The following is a 9,781-nucleotide window of genomic DNA, read 5'->3' as shown; positions in this document are numbered from 1 at the left end:
CGTGCCAAACTCCAGGGTACAGGAAAGAGGTGCCGGGGTGGTCAACTTTTTGGTTGTCAATGTACCCCCACGTGGTCAACTTTTACGTTAGCAAACACACCGAAAGACCATTCGCAACGCACTGAATTCATCGCTGGAGGAGAAGCAGGGCGAAAGAGCGTCGCGTGGAGAGCGAAAGCGAGGTTCCAAGCTGGAGCCCTACAAGGACTACGTGAAGCAACGCATGCAACTCGGTGTTCTGAACGCCGAACGAATTCTGCGAGAGATTCGGGAGCAGGGCTATACCGGCGGCATCACCGTCCTGCGTGAGTTCATGAAGCCACTCCGCCCGGTGGTCTCTGCCAAGGCCACCGAGCGCTTTGAGTCGGATCCTGGTGAACAAGCCCAGATCGACTTGGGGGCCTTCCCCTACTACGATTCACACGGCCAGCGACGAACAATTTGGGCCTTCGCCATGGTACTCGCCTACTCCCGCATGCTCTACGTTGAGTTTATCAAAGCGGCAGACCAACTGCATATCCTTCAGGCCCTTCGCAACGCGCTGGAGTTCTTTGGCGGTGTGCCACGAGTCATTCTCAGCGACAACTGTTCGCCTTTGGTGATCGCCAATGACGGTCAAGGCCATGTCGACTGGCAACCGGCTTATCTCGACTTTGCCAAGTTCTACGGATTCGTGCCCAAGGCATGTCGGCCTCGTCGGAGCCAGACCAAAGGCAAGGTGGAACGGCCCATTCGCTACATCCGAGACAACTTCTGGCCCGTTGCCTTTGTGGACGAAGAGGATTTGAACCGACAGGTCGCATGGTGGCGCGATCACGTGGCCAACATCCGCATCCATGGAACGACACGTGAACAGCCCATCGTGCGGTTTCAAGCCGAGAAGCTGCAACCGCTACCGGCCACCCCATATGTGTTGGCTTGTGCAGGCCTTCGGAAGGTGATGAATGACTGCCGGGTTTCCTGGAACACGAATTTGTACACCGTCCCCTGGCGGTATGTGGGTCACACAGTTCTGGTTCGGGAGTTCGAATCGGGTCGCCTGCAGATCGAATACGGCGGACAGGTGATTGCGGAACATCGCTTGCTGTCCGGCAAGCATCAAATCTCCACGGATCCCGAGCACTACAAGAACATCCCTCGGGACACCGCGAATCCGACGCGGGGTAAGACGGCGGGATGACAAGTCGACCCGGACGTGGAGCAGCGCGAACTTGCGGTCTATGAACAGATCGCCATGGGAGGTCATGTGCAATGAGCGAAGCGTTGGTGGTAGCTCAGGTCGAGGAACAACTGTTGGACCTGGGCTTGAAGCGAGCTGCTGCCGTCTTGTCGGCGTGTGTGGAGTGGGCTGCTGGGCAAGAGGCGACTTATGTCGCATTTCTCCAGCGTTTGCTGGAGGCTGAGCAGGAGGAACGGCATAGCCGGGCCATGCAGGCTCGGCTACGCTTGGCGAACTTCCCGTTCCACAAGACGCTTGCCGACTTCGATTTCTCGTTCCAGCCGTCTGTGGATGAGCGCCAAATCCGAGAGCTCGCAACGCTTATGTTTGTCGAGGAATGCGGAAACGTGATCTTCTTAGGACCTCCGGGGGTGGGAAAGACGCATTTGGCGGTGGCCCTCGGCATGGAGGCGATTCGCCAGCGGATGAGCGTCTACTTCGTCACCATGCAGAAACTCGTGAGCGATTTGCGCCGAGCCTACCAAGAAGGGCGGCTGGACAGGCGCCTCCGAGTCTATACGCAGCCGAAGATTCTCATCTGTGATGAGGTTGGCTACTTGCCTCTTGACGCGCTTGACGCCGCGAACTTTTTCCGGCTTGTATCGGAGAGGTACGAACGAGGGTCGTTGATCATCACGTCCAACACGAGTTTCACGAACTGGGGAACGCTCTTCGGCGATCAGGTCCTGGCTGCCGCCTTGCACGATCGCTTGCTGCACCACGCAACGACCGTGAATATCAGTGGGAACAGTTACCGGATGAAAGACAAGCTACGAGCTGGCGTTACGCACGCATTGTCGGGAACACGAGACGAAGCGAACGTATGTGTGGGGAACGAATCGCGATGATTTTGGGGAATCGAAACCGCTGTTTTTGGGGAATCGAGCGCGATTTTTTTGGGGAGTTTTAATCCGCTGTTGACAGCATCGTCGTGCAGCGTACCGAAATGACCGAGGTGCAAATCTCGCGCACGCAGGCTGTCAACAGTACGCGAGCTATTCACAGGTCCCGTGAATCCGCACGAGCAAGGGATTCGTGGGGCTTTGTGTGACTCCGAAGTGTTGAATGCGAGTCTAACTCGATTAAGATCAGGAAGAGACTCACTGGAACCTAGTCAGATCGTGCTGATGGACGGTCAAATCCCGCCGAATGGACTCCTGTGGGCTTGGTAATACTAGCATATGAGGTGAGCGATGCACATGGAAGATCTGCCCCTTCTCATGGACTTGCCATCCATGCTGACCGACTGGGTCCCTAAAGTTGCTTCTATTGCAGTTGCAAGTGAAGGAAAATACATTTTTTATCACGCTGGTGAGTACGATTTGCGTTTGCGTCCTGGAGATCTTGTGCGTCCTGGAAGCGTAGCCAATCGTGTGTTTTGCGCAAAGAAGCGCGTAGAGATCGATGTGGACGAATCAGTTTATGGTCTTCCGTACCACGGTGTCGGATATCTTCTTCATGCCCAACCAGGAAGGCAAATGGCCTTAGCGATCATCTTGCCGCCAAGATATAAGGTGAAGCGCATTTCCTATCCCTTTCTCATAGGACGTAGAGAGGATGCGTGGTATCCAATTCATCTTCAGGATATTGTTTGGATTGAAAGTTATGAGAAACACACTTGGATTCATACAGTAGAGACCTCGTACACCACTTCTCTTCCGTTGCATATCTTGGAGAACGAGCTAGCCCAGCATCAGTTCCTGCGTATTCACCGGTCGTACATCGTCAACGTGGCCTGGATCAAGAGAATTGAACGCGATTTTCATTCCGGGCTTTTAATAATCCTCCAGCTCCCTACAGAACAAAAATTGCCGGTTTCTCAGACCTACGTACGTTTCGTTCGTGAGAAACTCGGTTTTTAAAAGTGGCAGTCGAGAGACAGACTGCCCTTTTCAATAGTGCCTCCCTTATTTCGCTCATGGCTTATCCGAATATATTAAGTTTCGTCGCAAAATATGGCTTTCCGTCAGAAATCAGATGCACACTATGAGAGGGAGGGTTACGTTAAAAAACGACAGTATCGAATTCGCTTTCATAAAAAAGAGGTGGGAACGTGTTTGAGGACAGGATTCGTAATGTGTCTCTCCGTTCTCGAGTATTATCGGTGGATGAGGTACAGGGTTGGATACATGACGGCATGACAATCGCGGTAAGTGGGTTCACAAAGTCAGGTGATGCCAAAGCTGTGTTGAAGGCGCTATCACGGAGAATCTCAAAGACAAACGAAAATACTCGGATTCGCCTACTGTCTGGAGCATCATTGGGAGATACAGATAAGATATTGGCGGAAAAGGGAGGCATTTTCTTTCGTCTTCCATTTCAATCGGAACCATTCCTCCGAGACAGGATCAATCGAGGCGATATCGAGTATGTCGACCAACATCTTAGCGAGACAGCTGAATGGGTTCGGAGCGGATGGTTCGGTAAGATTGACTTTGCAATCATTGAGGCGACAGCCATCACAGAAGATGGGGGAATTATTCCAACGACCTCAGTCGGGAATAGCCCCATTTTTGTAGAGAAGGCTGACAAAGTTATTGTAGAGATCAATTTGTCTGCGCCTCTAGACTTAGAGGGGTTTCATGATATTTATGTACCTGCGGCGAGACCTCACCGTAAGCCCATTCCCTTAGTCAACGTGGCAGATCGAATTGGGACACCTTATATTCCTTGTTCTCCAGAAAAGATTGTAGCGATTGTCCTTTCGACTGAGGAGGATACGCCTTCAACGGTGTCAGCTGCTGATCCAGACACGCATGCAATGGCTGAATTCATTAAGGAATTTTTGGTTCATGAGGTCCGCCGTGGCCGTTTGCCCAGGCATATCGGTCCTCTGCAAATCGGCATTGGGTCTGTGACGAACGCAGTGTTGAGTGGATTCGGAAATAGTCCCTTTGACAGATTGGAACTTTATACAGAGGTCATGCAAGATGCGGCCTTTGAACTTCTAGATGCCGGTAAGGTGCAGTTAGCCTCTAGCTGTTCGTTTACACTCTCACGTTCAATGCGCGAGCATGTTTTGTCGCATCTTGGACAATATCAAAACCGAGTGGTGCTCCGGCCTCAGGAGATTTCCAACCACCCTGAAATCGTGCGGCGTTTGGGCGTGATTTCCATCAATGCGGCTTTAGAGGTCGATATATATGGAAATGTGAATTCCACACACGTATTTGGGACGCGCATGATGAATGGTATCGGCGGGTCCGGCGATTTTGCACGCAACGCAGCCCTCTCCATATTCGTAACGAGATCCACGGCAAAAGACGGGAAAATTTCGAGTATTGTTCCATTTGTCACACACGTCGACCACCCAGAGCATGATGTAGACGTCATTGTGACGGAACGTGGTATCGCAGACTTGCGCGGTTTGAGTCCTCGGCAGCGCGCGCGTGAAATCATCAGTCACCTAGTTCACCCCGATTATAAGGACGAGCTCATAGAGTATGTGCGAAGAGCTGAGTCCTTGGGAGGTCATACGCCTCATGTGCTTAGCGAAGCATGGGATTGGCATTTTCGGATGCTGAAATATGGTGACATGCGTTCTTTGGTACATGCTGCCCGATCCGATGTACTCGAGTTCGCAAGTCAGTATCGTCGCGAGCCATTCTGAGTCCGACGATGATGGTTGGGAAAAATACGTAGACTCAACGGATCGATGCGGTGATCTAGAAACGCCGACTGCTGGATTATCCCTTCGTGTACGCCGCATGTGTGGACTGCCTCGTTGAGGCCCAAACTCGACGACATGGTCAGATATCCGTATGCGTGCGGTGCGCCCGGTGACGAAGTGCCCGGCAGACGGAATCGGCGTGCAGCGCACGAGCACGAGGTTTGAGGTTTGTAGATACTACGCAAGTCACCCACAAGCCCCCCGAGCCTTCATGGACAAAAGGTTCGGGGGGTTGTATGGATACGAAATGTCGAAGTCGGGTTGATCTGGGTTATGATAACCTCGTATGATGTGAGCATAATCCCTCTCGTTTGCACAGAAGACGAGCACGAATGATCACAAAGAGCGGTGAGGGGGGATTCAGTCAAGTGATTGCCTTAAGGGTTACACATCAATTCAGCAATCTTGTACGAGAAATACGGAAGAAGTACGTGGGCAAGGGACCTGAACACATAACAACGAGGTTTATGGGACCGTGGGTCGCTTGTGAAATGAAAGGCAATCTTACCAGTGTGGAAAGGTTTGCTATTCGATCGGAAGAAGGCAGGCGGATTGTCCGAGAACTTCGAACAAGTTTTATCAAGGAACTGTATAAGGATGCAGATATCAGAACTCAAGTTGAACAGTTGGTCCATGCTAAATTGGTTACTATTTTTTGCGATTATGATATCGACCTGGATACAGCCTTCACGGTTTATGTTTTTGATCGTCCGTTAGGACTGGACGATCAAGAGTAAACGTGCTACGCTTGGATTAAGCGGTTCATATCCTGTGGATTGGTGAAGAAGCACAGGAAGTGCTTTGAACTACTCCACTAAAACCTAGCCTTCAGTAATAGGAGGCCGGGGTTTTAGTGGAGTTTTTTATTGGAGGTGCAGTCATGAGAAGTCCTGCTTTGCAATTTTCTGTGGTAATCGACGGGGAAGAGATAACAGTCTCGGAAGGGCAGACGATTCTAGAAACGATAATGCAGAATGGTATTGATCATCCTCACGTCTGTTATCACCCCAATATGGGACCCATTCAAACATGTGATACCTGTATGGTGGAAGTGAATGGAGAGTTGGTGCGGGCATGCTCGACCAAGGTAGATGAGGGGATGAACATCCAAACCTCATCTGAACTTGCAGTTGCTGCGCGCGTTGAGGCGATGAACCGAATTCTCGAGAACCACATGCTCTACTGTACCGTTTGTGATAACAACAATGGCAACTGTGTTCTTCATAATACCGCACAGCTCATGAAAATTGAGCATCAAAAGTATCCGTACCGTCCCAAGGGGTATGAGAAAGACATGTCCAATCCGTTTTACCGGTACGATCCAGATCAATGCATCCTATGCGGACGGTGTGTTGAGGCTTGCCAAAATCTGCAGGTGAACGAAACGTTGTCCATTGACTGGGAGCGGGATATACCGCGAGTCATATGGGATAACGATGTTCCCATCGATGAATCTTCCTGTGTCTCCTGCGGACACTGCGTCACCGTTTGTCCGACCAATGCCCTGATGGAGAAGTCCATGCTCGGAGAAGCTGGTTTTCTGTCAAGCACTCCTTCTCACGTGCTGAATCCCATGATTGATCTCGTCAAACAGGTGGAACCCGGATACGGTGGGATTTTTGCGATTTCGGAAATTGAGTCCGCCATGCGAGAGCAGCGGATTCGCAAGACGAAGACAGTGTGCACATTCTGCGGTGTAGGATGCTCGTTTGACGTTTGGACGAAGGGACGGAAGATCCTAAAGATCGAACCCACAGAAAAGGCGCCTGTAAACGGAATTTCCACTTGTGTAAAAGGGAAGTTTGGGTGGGATTTTGTTAATAGCGAGGAGCGGCTCACCAAACCTTTGATCCGGCGCGGGGATTCGTTTTTCGAAGCGACATGGGATGAAGCGCTGGACTTGATTGCCAAGAAATTTCAAGAGATCAAACGAACATACGGTCCAGATGCCCTCGGTTTCATTTCCTCCTCGAAAGTGACGAACGAAGAAAACTACTTGATGCAAAAGCTCGCTCGCTCAGTGATTGGGACCAACAACGTGGACAATTGCTCCCGCTATTGCCAATCTCCTGCGACAGATGGTTTGATGCGAACTGTGGGGCTTGCCGGAGATTCCGGAACGATTCAGGATATTGCGAAGGCAGGGCTTGTGATCATCGTGGGCGCCAACCCCGCTGAGGCGCATCCGGTGCTTGCAACGCGGGTGAAACGTGCCCATAAACTCCACGGTCAAAAGTTGATCGTGGTTGACTTGCGCAAGCACGAAATGGCGGAACGCGCAGATCTCTTCGTACGACCGAAGCAGGGAACAGATCACGTATGGCTTTCTGCAGTAACGAAATACATTATAGATCAAGAATGGCATGATAAGAGATTCTTAAGCGAAAGGGTTGTGGGGTATGACGAGTACAGGAAATCGCTTAATAAGTACACGCTTGATTATGCGGAAGAGATCACAGGCATTTCGAAGGCAGATTTGATTCAAATAGCGACTATGATTCACGAAGCGAACGGGGTTGCTGTGTTGTGGGCCATGGGTGTCACGCAGCATTGTGGTGGAAGTGAGACCAGCGCTGCAATCAGTGACTTGCTATTAGTCACGGGCAACTACGGCCGCCCTGGAGCCGGCGCGTTCCCGCTGCGTGGTCACAACAATGTCCAAGGCGCTTGTGACTTTGGTACGTTGCCAAACTGGCTGCCTGGGTATCAACTGGTGAGTGATAAAGTCGCCAGGAAGAAATTCGAAGACGTTTGGGGTACGCCACTTCCAACGACGCCTGGAATGGACAATCAGCAGATGTTGAATGCCATCCTCGAAGGTAAACTTCGTGGAATGTACCTCATGGGAGAAGACATGGCGTGGGTCGATACGAACGCGAACCACGTCCATGAAGCGCTCAGTCAGTTGGAGTTCTTTGTAGTACAGGACGTATTCTTCACGAAGACAGCTCAGTTTGCGGACGTGGTGCTTCCTGCCAGTCCAAGTTTGGAAAAAGAAGGCACTTTCACGAATACCGAACGACGTATTCAACGTTTGTATCAAGTGTTTGAGCCTCTCGGGGAGTCCAAGCCGGACTGGGAGATTATTTGCGCGATCGCCAATCGGTTGGGTGCAGGTTGGACCTACCAGCATCCGAGCGAAATCATGGCCGAAGCTGCGAAAGTCGCACCCATCTTCGCAGGCGTGACTTACGACCGGCTCGAGGACTACAACAGTCTGCTCTGGCCTGTTGCGCCGGACGGAACCGATACACCGTTGTTGTACACGGAAGGATTTGGGTTCCCCGATGGGAAGGCTCGGTTGGCTTTGCCAAACTGGGTTCCGCCAATGACACCCGACGAAGAATACGATTTGCATTTGAACAATGGGCGTTTGCTCGAGCATTTCCACGAAGGAAACATGACGGACAAGTCCCCAGGCCTGCGAAAGAAAGTTCCGGATACGTTTGTGGAGATTTCGCCGGAGTTGGCCAAGGAACGCGGTATCGAAGACGGAGCCCTGGTTCGGCTTGTGTCGCGCTACGGATCAGTCAAGGTCCGGGCGGTTGTCACCGACAGAGTTCGCGGTAAGGAACTGTATCTGCCGATGAACACCACGAGCGACCAGTCAGCCGTGAACCTCTTAACGGGCTCGGCGACGGATGTCCGTACGGACACTCCCGCGTACAAGGAAACTTTCGTACGGATGGAGGTGCTTCAACCGAACGGGCGGAGACCGTTACCACGCAACAACCCGCGGTTTGGGAAGCGCAATCCGCAACGCGGTGTCGAAGTGGAGCGGAAATGGAAGCGGCCCGGATACATTCCAGTAGAAGAACAAGCGCGGAGGGTTGTCACAAGTGGCACGTCCAATCACCAACATTAAACGAATCGAACTCACGAAGCCGGAGCAGAACCGGATCGCCCTACATGAACTAGAGGATTCAGTCGCAGATCACAAAAAAGCACTGCAGAGCTTGCTGGTGCTGATTCAAGATCTTGAAAACAGTGGGGTCCTTGAAATTCTCCACGCCGCGTTGAATTCGAAGGAGAAGATCGCCTCCATTGCGTTAGAGCAGATTCTGAAACCGTCTGTGTTGAACAAGGTAAAAAATGCCATGACCGCGGTTGGATTGGTCGGGAAGATTGATCCAGACCAGATTGGTGCGTTGGTGGATGCTGTAGTCGTCGGTCTTCAGCGCGGGCAAGAAAACCTCGAATCGAACAAGAAGGTCGGCGTCTTCGAACTCGTAAAGGCGCTGCGAGACCCGGGCGTCAACCGTGCCTTGGCGTTCGTGCTTGGATTGTTACAGGGCTTGGGCGAAAGGCTCTAGTTCTCTCATAGGCATATTTCAGCGCATTGAACGATCCGGTGGAGAGCTACTTTGCCTCCGCCGGATTCTTGTTCAGCGTTAACATATCCAGTTCAGTGATAGAGTGATCCTGCAAACGGTGTTCGCTATCTTCTAAAGCTAAGCTTGTTTTTCTAGTTAATTGAAACTGGGTTCTCAATAGATCACCCGCTGAAGCGTGTACATGACGTGTGTTTGTGGTTGGCATGGACTGATGTCCTACCTAATTACGAATTCATGACAGACATCATCACGGAGCTTAATATTCTGATTTTATTGTTCTTGGTGAATCATTTATCCTCGATATCCCCTCACTGCTATTGTTCTTGGAATTGATTTCAGTGGCCAGCGATTATGGGATAAAACATTGTCGTCATTGTAGGTACGGAATGTAGATCATAGTGCAGACATTCTGCGGCTCTGTAACTTAGTGAATGCACTCCGAATCACGGCGGTTTGCCTCAAGTAGACCCTCATGTCGATTTTCGACGCCACGGGATCATGAAAATGGCGATGTTGCGCGCTACGATGGTGATAAGCAACCACCAGAGCTCGATCCCT

Annotated in this window: 7 protein-coding genes and 1 pseudogene; all 8 read left to right on the top strand. The window is 51.3% G+C overall.

Annotated features, from left to right (window positions below):
* Positions 1 to 106: 106 nt before the first annotated feature.
* Positions 107 to 889: pseudogene (gene istA, locus J3481_RS13935) on the top strand (IS21 family transposase); the annotation flags it as partial.
* On the top strand, positions 863 to 1,180 hold the full coding sequence (locus J3481_RS15160) for a Mu transposase domain-containing protein (protein ID WP_456237096.1): 318 nt from the start codon (positions 863 to 865) through the stop codon (positions 1,178 to 1,180). The pseudogene istA and the gene J3481_RS15160, both read left to right, overlap by 27 nt.
* Positions 1,181 to 1,251: 71 nt before the next feature.
* Positions 1,252 to 2,067, top strand: a complete 816-nt coding sequence (gene istB / locus J3481_RS13930) for an IS21-like element helper ATPase IstB (protein ID WP_206832723.1) — start codon at positions 1,252 to 1,254, stop codon at positions 2,065 to 2,067.
* 345 nt (positions 2,068 to 2,412) lie between these two features.
* Positions 2,413 to 3,081, top strand: a complete 669-nt coding sequence (locus J3481_RS13925; RefSeq protein ID WP_206832722.1) for a LytTR family DNA-binding domain-containing protein — start codon at positions 2,413 to 2,415, stop codon at positions 3,079 to 3,081.
* A gap of 191 nt (positions 3,082 to 3,272) precedes the next feature.
* Positions 3,273 to 4,829, top strand: coding sequence for a succinate CoA transferase (locus tag J3481_RS13920; RefSeq protein ID WP_206832721.1), 1,557 nt, complete (start codon positions 3,273 to 3,275; stop codon positions 4,827 to 4,829).
* A 392-nt stretch (positions 4,830 to 5,221) separates the two neighbouring features.
* A complete protein-coding gene (locus tag J3481_RS13915) occupies positions 5,222 to 5,626 on the top strand; it encodes a DUF2294 domain-containing protein (RefSeq protein WP_206832720.1) in 405 nt (134 codons plus the stop codon).
* Between the two features lie 143 nt (positions 5,627 to 5,769).
* On the top strand, positions 5,770 to 8,754 hold the full coding sequence (gene fdhF / locus J3481_RS13910; protein WP_206832724.1) for a formate dehydrogenase subunit alpha: 2,985 nt from the start codon (positions 5,770 to 5,772) through the stop codon (positions 8,752 to 8,754).
* Positions 8,729 to 9,202, top strand: coding sequence for a DUF1641 domain-containing protein (locus J3481_RS15005; RefSeq protein ID WP_206832719.1), 474 nt, complete (start codon positions 8,729 to 8,731; stop codon positions 9,200 to 9,202). Before fdhF ends, J3481_RS15005 begins: the two co-directional genes overlap by 26 nt.
* Positions 9,203 to 9,781: the final 579 nt, after the last annotated feature.

It is taken from the genome of Alicyclobacillus fructus (genome assembly GCF_017329605.1).
GTDB lineage: Bacteria > Bacillota > Bacilli > Alicyclobacillales > Alicyclobacillaceae > Alicyclobacillus > Alicyclobacillus fructus.
Note: the sequence above shows the minus strand (reverse complement) of the source record. Positions and strands in the feature narration are given on the sequence as shown.

What these genes read in the sequence shown, in the direction of transcription:
- istB (WP_206832723.1), top strand. Translation starts at nt 1,252, where the DNA reads ATGAGCGAAGCGTTGGTGGTAGCTCAGGTCGAGGAACAACTGTTGGAC.
- J3481_RS13925 (WP_206832722.1), top strand. Translation starts at nt 2,413, where the DNA reads ATGCACATGGAAGATCTGCCCCTTCTCATGGACTTGCCATCCATGCTG.
- J3481_RS13915 (WP_206832720.1), top strand. Translation starts at nt 5,222, where the DNA reads ATGATCACAAAGAGCGGTGAGGGGGGATTCAGTCAAGTGATTGCCTTA.
- fdhF (WP_206832724.1), top strand. Translation starts at nt 5,770, where the DNA reads ATGAGAAGTCCTGCTTTGCAATTTTCTGTGGTAATCGACGGGGAAGAG.